13 protein-coding genes, 1 tRNA gene and 1 pseudogene are annotated in these 18,188 nt (G+C 56.8%); 5 read left to right on the top strand and 10 right to left on the bottom strand.

All coding sequences use genetic code 11. The annotated features are described in order from the left end of the window. The first annotated feature begins 130 nt into the window (after positions 1-130). Positions 131-430: a hypothetical protein gene (locus H6G52_RS09940; RefSeq protein WP_099535225.1), complete on the top strand. Its 300-nt coding sequence runs from the start codon at positions 131-133 to the stop codon at positions 428-430. A gap of 385 nt (positions 431-815) precedes the next feature. Here H6G52_RS09940 and H6G52_RS09935 read toward each other — a convergent pair whose 3' ends face one another. Both H6G52_RS09935 and H6G52_RS09930 read right to left on the bottom strand, forming a co-directional pair. Further along, on the bottom strand, positions 816-2,021 hold the full coding sequence (locus tag H6G52_RS09935) for a 4-hydroxy-3-methylbut-2-enyl diphosphate reductase (protein ID WP_190354676.1): 1,206 nt from the start codon (positions 2,019-2,021) through the stop codon (positions 816-818). Between the two features lie 429 nt (positions 2,022-2,450). Further along, a pseudogene (locus H6G52_RS09930) lies at positions 2,451-3,338 on the bottom strand (alpha/beta fold hydrolase); the annotation flags it as partial. A gap of 148 nt (positions 3,339-3,486) precedes the next feature. Here H6G52_RS09930 and H6G52_RS09925 point away from each other — a divergent pair. Beyond that, complete coding sequence (locus H6G52_RS09925) at positions 3,487-4,698, top strand: site-2 protease family protein (RefSeq protein WP_099535227.1); 1,212 nt, start codon at positions 3,487-3,489, stop codon at positions 4,696-4,698. Between the two features lie 117 nt (positions 4,699-4,815). After that, complete coding sequence (locus H6G52_RS09920; RefSeq protein ID WP_099535229.1) at positions 4,816-4,971, top strand: PCP reductase family protein; 156 nt, start codon at positions 4,816-4,818, stop codon at positions 4,969-4,971. Positions 4,972-5,073: 102 nt separating this feature from the next. Here H6G52_RS09920 and cysW read toward each other — a convergent pair whose 3' ends face one another. The 5 genes from cysW to fraC form a co-directional block, all read right to left on the bottom strand. Further along, positions 5,074-5,940, bottom strand: coding sequence for a sulfate ABC transporter permease subunit CysW (gene cysW, locus H6G52_RS09915; protein WP_099535231.1), 867 nt, complete (start codon positions 5,938-5,940; stop codon positions 5,074-5,076). A 160-nt stretch (positions 5,941-6,100) separates the two neighbouring features. Beyond that, complete coding sequence (gene cysT / locus H6G52_RS09910; RefSeq protein WP_190354571.1) at positions 6,101-6,946, bottom strand: sulfate ABC transporter permease subunit CysT; 846 nt, start codon at positions 6,944-6,946, stop codon at positions 6,101-6,103. 215 nt (positions 6,947-7,161) lie between these two features. Next, positions 7,162-7,980 (bottom strand): ABC transporter permease, encoded by an 819-nt coding sequence (locus tag H6G52_RS09905; protein WP_099535235.1) that lies wholly within the window; start codon positions 7,978-7,980, stop codon positions 7,162-7,164. 336 nt (positions 7,981-8,316) lie between these two features. Next, positions 8,317-8,913 (bottom strand): DUF5357 family protein, encoded by a 597-nt coding sequence (locus H6G52_RS09900; protein ID WP_099535237.1) that lies wholly within the window; start codon positions 8,911-8,913, stop codon positions 8,317-8,319. A 63-nt stretch (positions 8,914-8,976) separates the two neighbouring features. Further along, the gene (gene fraC, locus H6G52_RS09895) at positions 8,977-9,558 is read right to left on the bottom strand and encodes a filament integrity protein FraC (RefSeq protein ID WP_190528016.1); all 582 of its coding nucleotides are present in this window, start codon (positions 9,556-9,558) and stop codon (positions 8,977-8,979) included. A gap of 346 nt (positions 9,559-9,904) precedes the next feature. Between fraC and H6G52_RS09890 the strand changes: the two genes are divergently transcribed. After that, positions 9,905-11,050, top strand: a complete 1,146-nt coding sequence (locus H6G52_RS09890; protein WP_190528014.1) for a cob(I)yrinic acid a,c-diamide adenosyltransferase — start codon at positions 9,905-9,907, stop codon at positions 11,048-11,050. Positions 11,051-11,085: 35 nt separating this feature from the next. Here H6G52_RS09890 and H6G52_RS09885 read toward each other — a convergent pair whose 3' ends face one another. The 3 genes from H6G52_RS09885 to H6G52_RS09875 are packed head-to-tail and all read right to left on the bottom strand — an operon-like array spanning position 11,086 to position 17,748. Then, positions 11,086-12,846 carry a SpoIIE family protein phosphatase gene (locus tag H6G52_RS09885; RefSeq protein ID WP_099535244.1) on the bottom strand — a complete coding sequence of 587 codons (1,761 nt, stop codon included), beginning with the start codon at positions 12,844-12,846 and terminating at the stop codon, positions 11,086-11,088. 49 nt (positions 12,847-12,895) lie between these two features. Beyond that, on the bottom strand, positions 12,896-16,192 hold the full coding sequence (locus tag H6G52_RS09880) for an efflux RND transporter permease subunit (RefSeq protein WP_190528012.1): 3,297 nt from the start codon (positions 16,190-16,192) through the stop codon (positions 12,896-12,898). A gap of 5 nt (positions 16,193-16,197) precedes the next feature. Continuing rightward, positions 16,198-17,748 carry an efflux RND transporter periplasmic adaptor subunit gene (locus H6G52_RS09875; protein WP_242026305.1) on the bottom strand — a complete coding sequence of 517 codons (1,551 nt, stop codon included), beginning with the start codon at positions 17,746-17,748 and terminating at the stop codon, positions 16,198-16,200. A 249-nt stretch (positions 17,749-17,997) separates the two neighbouring features. Here H6G52_RS09875 and H6G52_RS09870 point away from each other — a divergent pair. After that, positions 17,998-18,070: transfer RNA gene (locus tag H6G52_RS09870), tRNA-Ala, on the top strand. The last annotated feature ends 118 nt before the right edge of the window (positions 18,071-18,188 follow it).

Raw genomic sequence — 18,188 nt, 5'->3', positions numbered from 1 at the left:
GTGAGTGCTGTCATTGTTTTGAAACGGCGACCGGGGGATGTCGATCGCGTTTTGAACCATATTTCAGTGCTGGCTTCAGCGCGACCATATTTTCAGCTCACAAAAACTATATTCATGTACAGTTACTGCTATGAACGCGCTGGGACTGTTGGTGGGATTGGCCCTCTACCAAGGATTGGTGATCGCAAATCGGTATTCATTACCGATTAATAACGTGGCGCATTTGGTGTTTCCGCAGCAAACGTCTTGGACTATTTTGGGGGCATCGGTAGTCTATTTGGCGGTGGTTTATTTGCTGCTGTCGATCGCACAGCAACGCTATAAAAACCGCTACCAAGAAGTCGCTGAACGAGTTACGGAATCCAGAGGCGATCGGGTGGAATCGTTGGGGTTATCGGATGGTCGCGACCTGGCCACCAGACGCTTTTAGCTCCAGGAGCAAAAGTTGAATAAAGGTCAAACCAAGAAGGCAAAGGACACAATATCCAACAGGTTCTCTCTAGCAGCATTTCTCTGATGAAATGATTGAGTTCAACCAAGATTGGATTCAACTCTTGGGTTCAAATATAAGGATCTCAAGTCCCTAGTCAATCCAAGTTGCTGTAAGCTTTTGCCACAACAGAAACGGGGTGCTGGTTAAGAGCCAGTACCCCGTTTTTATAGTGTTTTTGGCGGGGCTTCTGATGAGGCTTTTGATGGGGCTTTCGTGGGTTAACAAAGTTGCCTATCACGATCACCCATTAAGATCGCCCATTAGATCGCCCATCAACCGTTAACGTTCTAGACCGCCTCTCAGAATAAAAATTCTGGCTAACCTATTGAGCGAGGCGTTCTTTGCAGGCAAAAATCCGCTCGATCGTTTCCTCAACGGCCTTATCCGGCGTGGATGCACCGGAAGTGATGCCCACGGTGATCGGCCCGGCGGGTAACCAGTTTTCGGCGCGTTCGATGTCGCCGTGGAGGGGTTTGTGCTCGATCGCCCGCTCATCCACAATTCGATCGGCACTGTCAATGTGATAGGAAGGAATATGGCGTTCGATGGCAATTTCCTGCAAATGGGTGGTGTTGGAAGAGTTAAACCCACCAATCACAATCATCAAATCCATCGGCGCATCCACCAACTCAAACATGGCATCTTGCCGTTCTTGGGTGGCATCACAAATGGTGTTAAAACTCATGAAGTGATCGTTCAGTTTGTCGGGGCCAAACCGTTGCATCATGGTGCGCTCAAATAGTTTCCCGATCGCCTCGGTTTCGCTCTTGAGCATGGTGGTTTGATTCGCCACACCCACCCGATCGAGATCCCGATCGGGATCGAACCCTTGAGAACAAGCCTTGGCAAACTTAGCGAGAAATTCTGTCTTATCTCCGCCGTGCAGAATATAGTTGCTGACGTATTCCGCCTGCTCCATATTCAGCACAACCAAATATTTATTGGCAAAGGAACTTGTGGCGATCGTTTCTTCATGGTTGTATTTCCCATGAACGATCGAGGTGTAATCACTTTTTTTGTGTTTTTCAACGCTATTCCACACCTTCGCCACCCAAGGACAAGTGGTGTCTACGATGATGCAACCGCGATCGTTCAACAGTTGCATTTCCTGCACACTGGCCCCAAACGCCGGCAGAATCACCACGTCTCCTCGTTCCACCACCGAGAAGTCTTTTTGGCCATGGTTCACTTCAATGAACAACACGCCCATCTGTCGCAAATGGTCATTCACCGATGGATTGTGGATGATTTCATTGGTGATCCAAATGCGCTCCGTGGGGAATTGTTTGCGGGCTTCATAGGCCATGGCCACCGCCCGTTCCACCCCCCAACAAAACCCGAATGCCTGGGCCAAGCGAATGGTCACATCGCCCCGGGTCAACACGTTGCCATTGGCCCGCAGTTCTTGAATTAAACCGCTTTGGTAAGAGGTGGCCATGGTTTCAGCCACCGCTTCTCCGTGACCAAACCCGCGCCGAAAGTAATTATCGGAATGGTTCAGCGATCGCCGAAATGCTTTGGTATCCAGAGGGGCGGCGGTTTGGGCGGCGCTGTCTTGGGTCTCGGGGGCCAGGTCGGTGACGGGCGTTTCCATGCGATCGCTCTCGGGATTTAAATCGAGTTTTGTTTAAACGGCTCGGCCCCATTGTATCAGGGGCGATCGGGCAGTGATGGGCCGGATCCGGCGGCAGTGATGGACTTCCTGCGCAACCTATTCCCCATCTTTTTCCCACTCCAAATCCGTTGGCGGTTCGATCGCCCTCACATCTTCTCGATAGAAGTGCCGGATGCCTTGGCCCTGTTCCACTCGCACCGTCACCGCCCGATCGCCCACCTGTGCCACCTGGCCGCGCAGGCCGTTCCAAATTGGGTCTCCGTCGGGCCGCACCACTGCAATTTCCACCCAATCCCCGATCGACAAGGGTGAATGCTGCTGCTTGGCTGCCGCTTTCCAAAGAATCCAATCCCGCAGCAAATAGTTCACCTGCTTGGGAGCCTCGTCTTGGGGGCAGTGGCCGACCCCTTCCAAATTCACAAACCGCTCAACGGCTGGGTATTGTTCGAAGGCCAACCCACGCTCGATCGGCTCCCAAGGATCCGCCGCGCCCCACAGAATCATGGCCGGACAAGGCAGCTTCGGGAGCAAGTCCTCTGGCAACGGCCCTTGGGAATAGCGCGTGAAGGCCAAGAACACATCGGCCGCCCCCGGATCACGTGCCGGTTCCATCAGGATCTCCACCAGCTCATCCGTCACCGCGCTGGTGTCTCGGTAGGCTTGGCAAAGAATTTTGCGCACGGTGGCCGGCTGGGCAATTTGTTGGAAAAAAGTTCGGCCCAACCAAGGCCAACCCAAGATTTTTTGCAAATAGCCGGAGCCAACTCGCTTGAACCAGGGCAGCTCGGCCCGGCGGCGATCGTGCAACAGGCGCAAGGAACAGTTCAACAACACCACCGCCCGCGCCAGCTCGGGGTGGTCAACGGCCGCCTGCATGGCCACCACGCAGCCGATCGAGTTGCCCACCAAAAACGCCGCTTCCCCAACCACCTCGCGGCAAAAGTCCGCCACTAACTGCCCCCAAGTCTCGAAGGTGTAGCGAATTTCCCGATCGGGCGTGGGCTTGGCTGACCCCCCAAAACCAATTAGATCAAGGGCAAATACTCGGCAATGTTGCGCCAAAAAGGGAATATTTTTACGCCAATGCCGCCAGGAAGCGCCAAACCCATGGATTAAAACCACAGCGGGGCCAGCATCACCCGAATGCTGATAGCAAATGCGATGGCCTTGCCAAGTCCAAACATAAGGACAAGCATCGGTGGCGGAAAATTGGGTGAGTTCAGGGGCGATCGCAGTCACGGTAGGGGGAAAGGGATTGGAAAAGGGAGCCTAACGAGATTGTAAAGCTGATAATTATCAATTTCCTTGCGTCGATTCAGTCGATCCAAAGAAGCGCGTTACCCTGGAAGAAAGAGTTCGATCGATTGAGGCGGTTACCATGCAAAGCGGTTGGCGCGTGGGGTCGATCTTTAACATTCCGCTACTAGTCGATCCATCGTGGTTTTTAATTTTGGTTTGGTTTTCGGCCGCCAACAGTGTTGAGTGGGCGAACCGCTATCCCGATTGGGGCGCGGGGCTAACTTGGCTGTTGGGTTTGCTGACCGCTTTGTTGCTCTTTGGCTCCGTGCTGGTGCATGAGTTGGGTCACAGCTTGGCGGCCCGATCGCAAGGCATCGCCGTGAATTCGATCACCCTGTTCATGTTTGGCGGTGTGGCCGCGATCGACCGGGAATCCAAAACCCCCGGCGGCGCAATGCAAGTGGCGATCGCGGGGCCCCTCGTCAGCTTGAGCCTGTTTATTTTGCTGTCCGCGATCGGGCGGTTGGCTCCCACCAGCCCGCTCACCATTCTTTGCTTGAATTTGGCACGGATTAATTTAGTGCTGGCGGTGTTTAACCTGATTCCCGGTTTGCCCCTCGATGGCGGCCAGGTGCTGAAAGCACTGGTTTGGAAAGCCACCGGCAGCCGGTTTACGGGCGTGCGTTGGGCCGCCAAAGCTGGCCAGGCGATCGGCTGGTTGGGCATCAGCTTGGCGGCCTGCCTGATCCTGTTTGTGCCCGGTGGTCTCCAGGGTTGGTGGATTGGGTTAATTGGCTGGTTCTGTTTGCGAAATGCCGCCAGTTACGAACGCCTGACCACCGTGCAAGAAGCCCTGGTGAATGAACGGGTGGCCAATGCCCAGTCCCGGGAATTCCGGATCGTGGATGGCCACCTGAGCCTGCGGGATTTTGTGGATAACTATCTGCTGACGGCCGATCGCCCGGAATACTTTGTGGCCATGGATGGCCGCGATCGGGGCCGGATTGATCCCGAAAGCCTCAAAGCCATTGACCATGAGCGCTGGCCCTGGATTCGGGTGGTGGATGCTATCGAACCCATTGACCGCCTCGCCTCGATCGCGGACAGTGCCACCCTGGCCGAAGCGGCCCTGCTGATGGAAGAACGGCAGGTGAAGCGGTTGGTGGTTTTGAGTCCGATCGGTTCCGTGGTGGGCACGCTCGATCGCGCTGACCTCACCCGCCAAATCATGCAGCGGCTCAAAATCGTGATCAATGAAACGGAACTGAAGCGGTGCAAAGCCGAACATTGCTACCCATCGGGCTTTAACCTCGGGGCGATCGCCCGCACCCTGGCTGAAGAGATGGCCTAGGGGCCTGCTGGCCCGGTTGCCACCGCTCTCAGTTGCCGCTGTTCTGGGTGGCGACCGCTTGACCAGTCGTAAATCCCAGGCAATCTTGTTAACTTGCTCGTCTTGATTTGCTTACTTATGAACTGGACTCCCGAAGCCGAAGCCAAGCTCAAAGAAATTCCATTCTTTGTACGGCCCGCCGCTCGCAAAAAGATCGAGAAATTCGCCCAAGAAGCCGGTGAAACCACCATCACCGTTGAAGTTTACGAAGCCGCCAAGAAAAAATTTGGCTAGGGATTGCTCAAGGCTATTCTCCTGTGGCGGCTCGGGGAGATCGACTCGATCGGCTACTGATCTACTGATCTATTGGTGGCGCGGGGCGATCGATTCGATCGACTACTCATCCCCTGTTTGCGTTTGCTGTTCCAGCACCGTTTTCAGCACCAACGTCACCAACGCCAAGCAAGCCAACAGCAACGCCGCCGTATAGGACGCTTGGGTTTGATATTGCTTGTAGGCTTCCTCCACATACAGCGGCAAGGTCTGCGTTTTGCCCGCAATGCTGCCGGAAACCACCGCCACCGCCCCAAACTCGCCCATGGTGCGAGCATTGGTCAAAATCACCCCATACATCACACTCCAGCGAATGGATGGCAGCGTCACTCGCCAAAAGATTTGCCACTCATTCGCGCCCAAGGTGCGGGCGGCTTCCTCTTGGTCTTTGCCCAAGTCCTCGAGCACCGGCAACACTTCCCGCACCACAAAGGGCATCGTTACGAAGGCCGAAGCCAAGACCATGCCTGGAACCGCAAAGATGATTTTTACATTCCACTCTTGGAGCAAGGGGCCAAACCAACCTTCCCGCCCATAGAGCAGCACCAACATCAACCCCGCCACCACCGACGGTACGGAAAACGGCAGGTCAATCACGCTTAATAAAAAGGCGCGACCGGGAAAATTGCGCCGCGTCAAAGCCCAAGCCGCGCAAAGCCCAAAAACCGTGTTCAAAGGAACCACAATCACCGCAATCAGCAGCGTCAGCAGAACAGCTTTTTGAAAGTCGCTCTCTTGCAGCGCGGCCCAAAACCCCGGAAAACCGCCCGCGAGTGCTTGGTAAATCACATTCAGCAGGGGAATTACCAGCACCAGTAGCAGATAGGCGGCAACTCCCAAGATGAGAGTTAGTTTCACCCAATCAACTTTGAAGTTTTTTTGGGGCAAAGACTGGGGAGCGTTGGGGGGATTCAGAGGGGTCGAAGCCATGGTGACCGACGGGGAAAAGTTCGCAAAGGTGGATTGACGAAGGGGTGGCGTGCGGCTGGTGGCGGCCGGCGCGACGCACTTTTAACGATTAACTTTTAACGATTAATCGTGAAAGGACTGCAAACAGTGGTTGCGGCGGTCGCTTCCATTGGGGAAAAAACTAGTCGTAGCGGCGACCCCAAGCTTGCAGCAGGTTAATGATCAACAGCATGACCAGGGAAATCAGCAGCATGGTGGTGCCAATGACGGTGGCTCCTTCGATGTCGTACTGTTCCAGCTTTTGGAAAATCAAGACGGAAGCGACCAAATCTTGAAAAGGCACGTTGCTGGCAATCAGCACAACTGAGCCGAATTCCCCTACCGATCGAGCAAATCCCAGGGCCACCCCCGTGATGGTGGCGGGCAGCAGGGGCGGCAACAGCACTCGGGTGAAGGTTTGCCAAGGGGAAGCCCCCAAGCTCCAGGCCGCTTCTTCCAGTTCCGATTCAATTTCCCGAATCACGGGCTGCAAAGTGCGCACCACAAAGGGCAGGGAGATGAAGAGCATAGCTACCCAAACCCCAGTGATGGTGAAGGAAACGCGGACTTTCAGGGGAGCCAGCAGGGAGCCAATCCAACCCGTTTCGCTGTAAACCGTGGCCAGGGTCAGGCCGGCTACGGCGGTGGGCAGGGCGAAGGGCAGGTCGATCGCCGCATCCAGCAGCCGCTTACCGGGAAATTGGTAGCGCTCCAGCACCCAAGCAACGATGAACCCCGCCAGACCATTGACCGCAGCGGCCAAAAAAGCTGTTAAAAAGGTGGCCTGATAGGTGGCCAGGGCGATCGGGGCGGTGGCCGTTTCCCAAAAGCTCTCGATCGGGAGGGTGCTGGCTTTGCTGAACATGGCCGCAAAGGGCAACAGCAACAGCAGCAACATGTAGCCGATCGTGACCTGCCAGGGAATGGAGAGGTTCTGGGGCCAGGCCCAGCTGCGACGCGGACGGCGGGAAGTTGCGTTGGCGGTCATAGGGATTTTGCAACGAAGTCGTTTTCAGGATAAGCCAAAGGGTTCCCGAAAGTACACATTCCCAATCGATTTAGGGGAGATTCTTCAGAAACTCGGGGTCTAGCGTCATGGGTGTGATGTCCGGGTGATACACGGGCAATGTGTGGGTGATCTCCGGGCAAGTCGCCATGGAATGCGTTGAATGGGCGATCGCCCCCTGAGCAGAAGACTGGCCCTTAGAACTCTCGTCGCGAAAAGGCGAAAATTGCCCCACACAACAGCAGCACAGCGTATAAAACCCCATACACCGCATCACCGATCAACAGATGCCCCTCGGGAATCAGGCCATACACGGCGAGGTTTTTGAGGTTAAACCGCTCCAAATCCGGCAGGATCAGATAGAGAATTTCCGTCAGCCGCTGCATAAAGGGATCTTGAAGCTGAATCCCGATCGTCAGCAGGTTGCGGCTGATGTGGCCCATCAGGTAAATCGCCAGGGTCAGCACAACCGCCAGCAGGGGGCTGGTGAAGGATCCCAGCAACAGGGTCACCGCCGCAATCAGCACCAGCTCCAGCCAAGCAAACAGAGCCGTCAACACCATGGCACTGAGTTCAAAGCTGGCCCGTCCCCACAACCACAGGCCCACCGTTTGCACCAGCGTGGCCCCCGTGACCCAGGCCGCCAACAGCATCGACAAACCCAAGTGCTTGCCCAGCATGAATTCTGTGCGGCTGAGGGGTTTGGCGATCGCGAGCAAAATGGTGCGGCGTTCGATTTCGCGATCGATCAGCCTTGTGCCCACCAAAATTGTCACCAACAGCCCCAGCAGACTAGTGGCGGCCAAGCAGCCATCGAGCACAATTTTGCCAGCGGAATCACCGGCGGAAATTAAGGGTACTAGGGCGATCGCCAGCACCAAGGCTACGGCATAGACCAAAAGTAAATAGCCGATTTTGGCGCGCCAAGCCTCCAGAAAAGCATTGTGGGCGATCGCCCAAATTCGCTGGCCACTGAACCCAGCCAAGAATGCTCGCCAACCTGTTAATTGACCCATGTTCCTGACGAATTCTGAACGCAACGTGAATACAAGAGAGAAAGGGCAAAGTCGCTGAATTCAACGTTGATTGATCGAGTGTCGCTTTCTTCAAGATCAATCAATACTAATCAATCCTAAATCAATTACAGCCTTTACCTAGAACGATTGACACACCATATCGCGGGTCTCATGGAGCAATTATCAGGTGAGCAATGCCCACCCTACGGGCTAACGCTGGATCGGATGCTAATTAGTTCAAGGATGATTGATCCAAAACTAATTAACTCAAAGCCAATTAAGCCGAAGCTACGATCACTCTGTTGATCCTAATGATCCTGATGAGATCAATCAACCCTATTGAAACAGATCGACTGGCCAGACAAACATGCTAGCTGCATAGGCTCGGACATCGTTATTATTCAGAGCTGGATGTTGATCAATCCAGGATTGAATCATGAAAGCAAACCGAATCCAAAAGGCCAGCAAGAAATGGCCCAGCAACCACATCGCCAAAGGAATGCGTTCTTTGATCGGCACTTTGTAGCGAGAGTCCGTGGGCTTGCTGAGAAAGTCTTGGACAATTTTGATGGTAATTGAACTGAGCGGAAAGGTTAAGCAAGCTAAGTACAGGGCATCGGTGCGATCGCTGCTGGGATCCGCCAAAAACCGATAGAGCAACAGGGAGCACAGAGCACCGGCCATCCAGGGACCAAGGGAAACACCCCGGATTTGAATTGGCTTTTGCTCGATCGACCAAACCACCCCAGACAGGGCCAACATCAGGGCACTGAAGCCCGCAAAGGTGCGCTGTAATTCCAGGTTATTCGCCCCCAACCGTGCCATAACAGACAAGATTAAAAAGCCAATACTGACCCAGAGCAGAGTTTGCCAGGAAAAGGCTTTTCTGGGTTGTACAATTTTCCAAAAATCACCGCTAATTTCTTTGAGCATTGTCTGTCAATTTCCTATAACTTACAGTGGTCTTACGGTTGTCTTTGAACTCGATGAGTCACCCTAAACCTGACGAAGGGCAAAGAGAATGCTTTGAATGGCAATCACCAAAGCGCCAATGCCAGTGCTGGCAATATGTCCCCAAAAGATCGTTTTTTTGGCCAATTCACTTTGAATGGACTGGTAGCGCTGAAAGAAGCTCTGAAGCTGCTTGCGCATGGTGATGGTGAGGGTGGGGGTTGTTTCGGTTTCCGGCTCTTCCGGAAGGCCCAAATCAGCACCGGGGGCAGGATATTTCAAGATTAAGTCTAGGAATTGGACGGCGATCGACTTCAGTTCAAAGATCAGGAAAAAGACAATCGGGACAACAATTAATAACCAATTATTTAGCTCGCTCGACCAAACGCCTTGCAAGATCAGCGACTGCAAATCGTTTTGAATTGAGGGCGGGAACAGCTCATAGGCCGTGAAGAAACAGGCCCACCCCACGCACAGCACCAGCAGTTCCATGGCGGCGGCATATTCCACGCTGCGGCGCTGGTTCATGCCCGCCAGTCGGTTGAAGATCACCGCTTCACTGGCGATCGCGATAAACAGAAACAAAATCTGAAAAATAACGGTGGGCAAAGGCAAGATCAGAGGCATAGGGGCGATCGGGGGGGGTGTCAGGGTTTGCGGGCTGGAAGTTGGGGCCGGTTAATGCTGATTTTACCGGGCTGGCTTCTCAGCGATCGGGGGGGTTCGGTCGCGATCGAGCTGATCGGGGCGATCGGGTCTGGGCGCTTCGGTCTAAGATCCTGAGGGCGCGGCATTGGGATTATGGCCCTGCATTTTGCATCGCTGGCGCTGCGGGAAAAGCGGCGGCCGGAGCCTGGGGCGATGCCTTGTTCCCTGTCCCGTTGACGACCCGAGCGGCACCAGACACAGGCCCCTGAGCAATGGCTCAGATTCCGGTTTTTCAGTAACCTTCAGCAACGTTTGTAGCATCGGCATGAGAACCGCACCACGAAACGGCATTGGTATTCGCACAGCCCAGGCCCGCGACGATCGGGAATTGGGGCAAATCCACGTCTACGATGGCGCGGGTAAGGGCAAATCGCAAGCGGCCTTGGGCGTTGTGTTGCGATCAATTGGCTTGGGCATCCACAGCGACTGGCAAACCCGAGTTTTACTGTTGCGGTTTTTGAAGGGGCCCGATCGCCCCTACGACGAAGACGCGGCGATCGCGGCCTTGCAGCGCGGCTTTCCCCACCTGATTGACCAGGTACGCACAGGGCGATCGGAATATTTCGGGCCCGAAGGCGTGACCAAGTTCGATCGCCTGGAAGCCCAGCGGGGTTGGGATGTGGCCAAAGGGGCGATCGCCTCGGGGCTATATTCCGTCGTCGTGTTGGATGAAATTAACCCCGTGTTGGACTTGGGGTTGCTGGATCTCGATGAAGTGATCAGCACCCTGAAAAACAAGCCATCGGAGTTGGAAATTATTGCCACAGGCCGCAGCGCCCCCACGGCCCTGCTGGATATTGCTGATTTGCACTCGGAAATGCGCCCTCGGGAATTGGATCCCAACCTGAACTTGGAAGGCATTGAAGGCATTGAAATTTACACGGGCGCGGGCAAGGGCAAATCCACCAGCGCCCTCGGCAAAGCGCTCCAGGCGATCGGGCGGGGCATTGGCCGGGACAGTTCCCACCGGGTGCTGATTGCCCAATGGCTGAAAGGGGGCAGCGGCTACACCGAAGATGCCGCGATCGCCGCCCTGCAACAGAGCTATCCCAGCCTGGTGGATCATCTGCGGTTTGGGCGCGACGCGATTGTCTGGCGCGGCCAACAACAGGAACTGGACTACATCGAAGCGGAGCGCGGCTGGGAACTGGCCCGCGCGGCGATCGCCTCGGGGTTATATAAAACGATCGTTCTGGATGAGCTAAACCCCACCGTTGATTTGGAATTGCTGGATGGGGAAGCGATCGCCCGCGACCTATTACGCAAACCCAAAGATACTGAAATCATCATCACAGGCCGTTGTTTGAATCCACCGGCTTATTTCAATCTAGCCAGCGTTTATTCGGAGATGATTTGCCACAAGCACTATGCGGAAAAAGGCATGGATCTGAAGCGCGGCGTGGATTTTTAGGACTGAATTTCAGGTTTGGATTATTCACAGGAATCCTAGCGTTGTTTCAGCACCAACAGGGTCATATCATCCTCAGGCTGCTGGTGATTGAGATGACTTCGTAAATCAGCAACAATCGCCTCGATAATTTCCGCTGCTGGGCGATCGCGCTGTTGACAAGCCACCCAACAAAGCCGCTCTAATCCGTAGGCTGTCTGCCGATCGCCCTGGGCTTCCGTGATGCCATCCGTGTAAAGCACCACCACATCACCCGCTTGTAGTTCCAGGGTCGCTTTCTGCACCCAATGGGCAATATCTGGCTCAATCCCGATCGGGAAACCCAAATCCATCGTGTCAAATCGTTCGATCGCGCCGCTCGATCGAACCACAATCACCTCCTCATGCTGCCCCGTTAAACACAGCCGCCCCCCTTGATAATCCAACAGCGCCAGGGTGGCATGTTTGTGCAAGTTCATGCGCTGTAGGTTTTCATAAATTGCACGGTTAATTGTGTTTAAAAAGCGGGCCGAGTTATGCTCACAGGCCGCCAACAGGGTGCGAGCTGCCATCTGAATCATCAGCATTAAGAGGCCGCTTTCTAGGCCATGGCCCGTCACATCACCGATGCCAATTTTGATGTGATCGCCCTGACAAATCACATCGTAATAATCACCGCTCACTTCCGCCGCGGCCGCCGTGAAGCTGGCAATTTCTAACGATTCGATCGCCGCCAGTTCACTCTTGGGCGGCAGCAACATTTTGTGTAAGCGATGGGCAATTTCTAACTCCGCTTGGGTTTTGGTTAAGGCTAATTGGCTGTTGCTCAAGGCCGCTTCCACCTGCTGGCGGTTGTCCATTTCCTGGCGCAAATCCTGCAAGGCCGTTTGCAACTCCGCCGTGGCTTGGTCAACGGCCCGTTGCAGGCGGGTCGGTTCGCCCATCAGCTTCCAAACCACTGCCCCCACCCCGATCGACAGCGCACCACCCAGCAGCCAAATCACCCCCGCGACCGGGGAGCGATCGCGCCAGCCCGATCGGGGAATTGCCGCTAACTGCCAAGTGCCATTGGGAATCGCCACCCCCACCAACACCGGATCCTGTTGAAAAACCTGAGCCTGGCCCCAAAACACATCGCCCCGCTCTCCCAGGCCATCCTTGCCCCGAATGGTAAGCGCTAATTGCTGGCTCACCTTTGGCAAATCCGCCGCTTCATAGATCGCCATTTCGTCCACCACCACACTGGCCAGGCCCCAGTAGGTCGGTGACGCGTTCAAGCCCGGTTGATCCACCACAAAAGCCGGGGTGCGGTTAATGAAAGCGACTCCCCCTTGCACCAACTTCACGGGGCCGGCAATGGTGGAGCGCTTTTGTTGAATGGCACGTTCCACGGCGGCCCGTTGCTCCGGTTTGGCCACCAAGTTCAATCCCAGGGCCAACTCATTCCCCTGCAAGGGGTAGATATGGCTAATGACGGAGTTTTTAGCCAAGTTGACGCTGCGGATGCCGTTGTTTTTTTCCAGCAGCACCGTACCCATGCGGGCAAATTCCGCCTGAGTCACTTGGGGATTGGCCGCCACATAGGCCGCCAGAGACTCGGCCAGCAGCAGTTGGGAGTTGATATAGCCTTCGAGCTTGGCGCGAACCGTGCTGAGTTTGCTGAGTACCGTGGCCCGTTCCTGGCTGCGAAATTGGCGGTTTTCGGAACCGACCAACACACTGGTTGCCACAAGCACAATCAGGGCCGCCGCTGCCGCGGCCCCGATCGACTGGGCCTGGCCAAATCGCAATGGGGGCGATCGGCGCAGGGAAGTGGGCATAGACGAGATCTCCAGAGAATGCTGTTGCAATCGCCGTTGGTCTCTGAGTTTAACGGGTATAGTCCGGCGGCCGATCTCCGGCTGTGGCGGCTTCGGACGGTTCGATCGGAACCGTCACCGGATCCAATTCTGGCTCGCCATCCAGGGGCCCTTCCAGCACCGGGGCGATCGCCCGGGGTCGGCGGTTCAGCAAGGCCGCCGGCCAAGTCACCCACTCATGCATCAACACATAAAGGCAGGGGATCAAGAACAGGGTCAGCAACGTGGCCAGAGACAACCCCGAAAACACCACAATCCCCAAGGGTTGCAGAAATTCTCCGCCAGCCCCCATGCCCAGGGCCATGGGCAACATCCCCAAAACCGTGGTGATCGTGGTCATCAGGATCGGGCGGAGCCGCTGGGGTGCGGCCTGGACGATCGCGGCTTTGCGGGTGAGTTGGTATTGTTCGCGCAGTTGGTTCGCCAGCTCCACCATGATGATGGCGTTGTTCACCACGATCCCCACCAACAGCACCGCGCCCACCACCACCGTGGCCCCGATCGCCGTTTGGGTCCAATAGAGACCGAGAATCCCGCCGGCCACCGCCAGGGGAATCGCAAACATGATCACCAGCGGGTCAATTAGGGAGTTGTATTGCACCGCCATCACCACAAACACCAGGAAGGCCGCCAAACCACCCAGCAGGGGCAAGGCTCCTTGGATTTGGCGATTGCTTTCGGCGGCGGGGCTGGGCAACCGGGTCACCCCCGCAGGCAACTCCAGCTTGCTGAGGATTTGATCCACTTCCGCCAGGGCATCGCTGAGGCTGGCTCCAGGATTCAGGTTCCCGGCCACCAAAAACACCGATCGCTGGTTAATCCGCTGAATTTCGCTGGGGGCTTGGGCACTGTCGAGGCTGGCCACTTCGCCCAGACGCACGAGCCGATCGGCCCCGGCAAACAGGGGCAGGTCTAGCAGTTGGGAGGGGTTGCTGATGGCAGCGCGATCGAGCCGCACGCGCACATCAACCAACCGGTTCCCCCGCTGCAATTGGGTGGGCACGGAACCTTGAATCGCCGTTTCGATCGCCCGGCCAATGTCCGTGATGTCCAGATCCAGATCGGCCAAGCGGGTGGGATCCGGGCGAATTTGCACCTCCGGCTGCGGGCGATCGCCATCGGGCCGGAAGGCCGCCAGCGTGGCTTGCTCATCAAGGGCTGTCAACACCTGCCGCCCGGCCCGTGCCAGGGCTGCCGGATCATTGCCCTGCAAAATCACATCCAACTCAGCCCCCCGCACGGGCGAGTTATTCAAAATCAAGCCCCGCACTTCCCCGGGCCGCAACCGCAGGCGAATATCCACCAAATTCAGCTTTTGCAGTTGCCGATTCACCCGCTCCACATAGGCTTCCACCTTGGCTCCCGGTTTCAGGGTGATGGTGCTAGTGCTGCGCAGGGGATTTTCGTTGGTGTTGCTGCCAAAGAGGGATCCCCCGATCGTGGTGAAGGCGTATTCCGTTTCCGGCTGTTGGCGCAGGATTTGGTCAACCCGTTCCATCACCTGGCGATTTGTTTCCAGGGTGGTGCTGGGTGGAAAGATCGCCACCAATTGCGCCTGGCCCGTGGCAATGCGCGGCAGGATTTCTTGGGGAATGTAACCAATCACCGACAGGCTGCTGACCGTGAGGGCCGTGGCAATGACCAACACCACCAACAGCCGCACCCGCATTAGCCCGCCCAGTAGCCGGCCATAGTTGACCATCACCCCATCCATCCAGCGATCGAACGCTCGCAGGGGCCACCAACGACCCACCCCGCTCGACCAACGCACCGCCAGCAACCGCGCTGCCATGGCTGGAACCACCGTGGCCGCCACCAAAATTGAGGCCGCCACCGCAAAGCTAATGGTCAAAATCAGTTCATTAAACAGCAGGGCAATGAACCCGCCAATGAACAAAAAGGGCAACACGGCCACCAAGTTGGTGCTTGTGGAAGCCAACAGGGCCGACTCCACCGCTTGGCTGCTGGCGATCGCCCGATCGACCACTTCCGCTGGCTCCACCTCTCGGCCATTGGCGCGGGTTCCTTCCACGATCGCTTCCATCATCACGATCGAGTTATCCACCACAATCCCCACACCGAGGGCCAAACCACCCAAGCTGAAAACGTTGATCGTCAGGCCCCAAAACCGCATCAAAATCACCGCCGCCAAGGTGGCCAGCGGAATCGAAATCGACACAATCAGGGTTTGGCGCAGGGATCCCAAAAAGATAAAGACCGCAAAGGCCGCCAACCCTGTCCCCATCAAGCCTGAGGAAATCACGTTGGAGACGGCGTTTTGAATAAACACCGACTCATCTAGGGTAGGCAACAGGGTCACATCCGCCGGAATCGTGCCATTGGCCGCCAGTTCCTGAAGCCGCTGTTTGACGGCGGCCACCACGGCGATCGAGTTGGCATCGGGCTGCTTTTGCACACTCAGCTTCACCGACGGCTGACCATTCAAGCGCACTTCCACCCGCTGCTCCGCCGTGCCATCCACCACCGTGGCAAAGTCGCTGAGGGTTACGGTTTGGGTGGGGGCGCTGCCGTTGCCATTCCGCACCACAAAGGGCAATTGGGCTAACTCAGCCGCACTGCGAAACCGGCCCGTGGCCCGGGTCAAGGGTTCCCCATCGGGGGCATAGATTCGGCCACCGGAAATGTCTTGGTTGCGATCGCTCAAGCCATCCAACACCGTTTGCAGATCCAGCCCGATCGCCTGGAGCCGTTGCAGATCCAGCGTGACCCGCACCTCTTCTTCCACCCCACCGGACACATCCACCGAGGCCACCCCATCCACCACATTCAGCTCGCGCGAGAGTTCCTCATCGGCAAACACCCGCAACTGAGCAGGGGATTGGGCAGGGGAGGTCACCGCCAACTCATAAACCGGTAACTGGGAGGGGTCAAATTTAAACAGCCGTGCATTTTCCACCGCGTCCGGCAGTCGGCCCCGGGCCCGGTTAAAGGCCGCCGTTGCATCATTCAGGGCCTGATCTAAGTTGCCGCCCGGCTGGAAATATAAATCTAGACTGATGCTACCCTCTCGCGTTTGGGAATACACCTGCACCACGCCTTCGGTGGCTGAAAGGGCCTCCTCCAGCGGACGGGTAATTTCATCGATCGCCACTTCCGGTGACACGCCCGGTGCATCGGCCCGTAAACCAATCCGGGGATAGGTGATGGAGGGCAGCAAGTCCACTTGCATGGTGCTGACGAAGAAGCCCCCGAGGACGATCGCCGCCACTGCCAACATCAGGGTGGCAATGTGACGACGAATCGACAGGGCGCTGAGACTAAAGCCCGTGGGCCGCGAATCAAACATTTGCCTTACCTCGCGGGTTCAGAAATTGCACTCAGTCGCACCCGATCGCCCGCGGCCAGGGGGCCGCTACTGCGCAGGACATAGCGATCGCCCGGTTGCAGACCCGAGAGCACCTGCACCTGGCCATCAAACCGGGATCCCAACTGCACCACCCTTGGTGCAACGGTTACGGCTTCTCCTTCCCCTTGGACCACAAACACCGTGCCTTGGGTGGGAGCCGGCGCGTTGGCGGCGGATTGCCCAGCTCCGGCAGAACGCCCCCCTCGTCCCCCCGGCCCACCGGGAGCGCGATCGGCCAGATCGGCCACCGCCAAGGCCCGCTCGGGAATGGTGACTCGGGCAGTGGTCGCCTGGGCAAAGCTCACCCGGGCCAACAGCCCACTCCCTAAGCGCCCATCGGGGTTAGGAATGGTGATTTCTACGGGCACTTGCCGAGCCACCGCGTCGCCCAAGGGAGAAATGGCCGTGACCCGCCCGGTAAATTCTTGACCCGGCAAGGCATCCAGCCGCACTCGGGCCCCTTGCCCCAGCCGCACACCCGCCAGGGCCCGATCGGACAGGCGCACCAGAATCTTGAGCTGGCTAAAGTCACCAATGCGGATAATTTCACTGCCCGGTTGGGCCAGGCTGCCGGGTTCCAGCAGCTTGGCCAGCACAAGACCGCTGAGGGGCGATCGCACCAGGGCAAAATCCTGACGTTGGCGAGCCTGATCGGCGATCGCCTGTTGGGCGGCCACCCTGCGCCGGGCTACAGCCACGGTTTGCTGGCGGGTTTTCACCTGTTGGCGGGCGGCCTGGAGGGCTTTGGCGGCAGTTCCCACGGCCGTGCGGGCATTTTCCACACTTTGCTCCGCGATCGCCCCTTCCCGAAACAACCGCTCTAGACGATCGAGATCAGACTTAGCCTGTTGCAGTTGCAATTCCGCTTCGCCCACTCGGGCCTGAGCTTCGCCAATTTGGGCTTGGCTGCTGGCCACTTCCAGCTCCCGGGCAGAAACCTCCGCTTGGGCTTCCACGGCCTCGGAGGTCAACAACCGTGCATCCACCCGCGCCAACAATTGTCCTTGGCGCACCGGTTGCCCCACGTCCGATCGCATGTCTAGCACGTAGCCTTCCACCCGCGATCGCACGGCCACTTCTCGAAAGGGCTGAGTCGTCCCGCTATAGTCCTGGGTGGTTTGCTGAGTGGCGGTTTTGGCCAAGGCCACATCCACCGAAGGCGGCCCCGCTCGATCGGCGGCTCCCGGCGGGGCCGGTTGGGCATCGCTGGGGGGAATGGCGTTTTGGCAACCGCTGGCCAACAGGGCCAAGCCACAGAGGCCACTGAGCCACCGCCGCCGGATCGGCTGTGGGCCAAATTGTCGTTGCCCCCGCGTCACGGGCATGAAACCGAGCCTGACGCGGGAATTCGTTTCAGGCTCGGTTTCAAACCCAAGCTTTGCAAAAAGGCCAGGGCGGTGATTACAGCGACCCGATCGAGACCGCCTTTGGGGCGATCGATCCAAGCCGATCGGCAACCCAAAGGACACCGTTGGAGGAACTGAAAAGTTATTCATGGGTCGATCAGTTGATGGGAGCAGTTAAAGCTGTGGAGCAGTTCTGCCGGAGCCGATCGCCCCGAAAGACTCGATGGCTCGTGCCATTGGCTAGTCGGACTGGCGCGATCGACGGGAGGATTAATTTCGTAATGCTTCTTTACAGAAGCAGTGCTACCTTAGCGCACCTGATCCCAATCCCGCCGAAAAAAATTTGGCCGCTTGGGTTGACGAATCCAAACTTTTAGGCGATTATTAACTTCGCTGAACGGGGCTATAGCTCAGTTGGTAGAGCACTTCAATGGCATTGAAGGGGTCAGCGGTTCGAATCCGCTTAGCTCCATCCCGTTCCTTCAGGAACAGCAAACTAACAATAAACTTAAAAATAAACCCAAACGGTTGAAGAGATCCTCGAAAATTTAGAGGAGATCTGAAGCCCCGGTTCTGAATATTCCAAACTG

It is taken from the genome of Limnothrix sp. FACHB-881, assembly GCF_014698135.1.
Taxonomy (GTDB): Bacteria; Cyanobacteriota; Cyanobacteriia; order CACIAM-69d; family CACIAM-69d; genus CACIAM-69d.
Note: the sequence above shows the minus strand (reverse complement) of the source record. Positions and strands in the feature narration are given on the sequence as shown.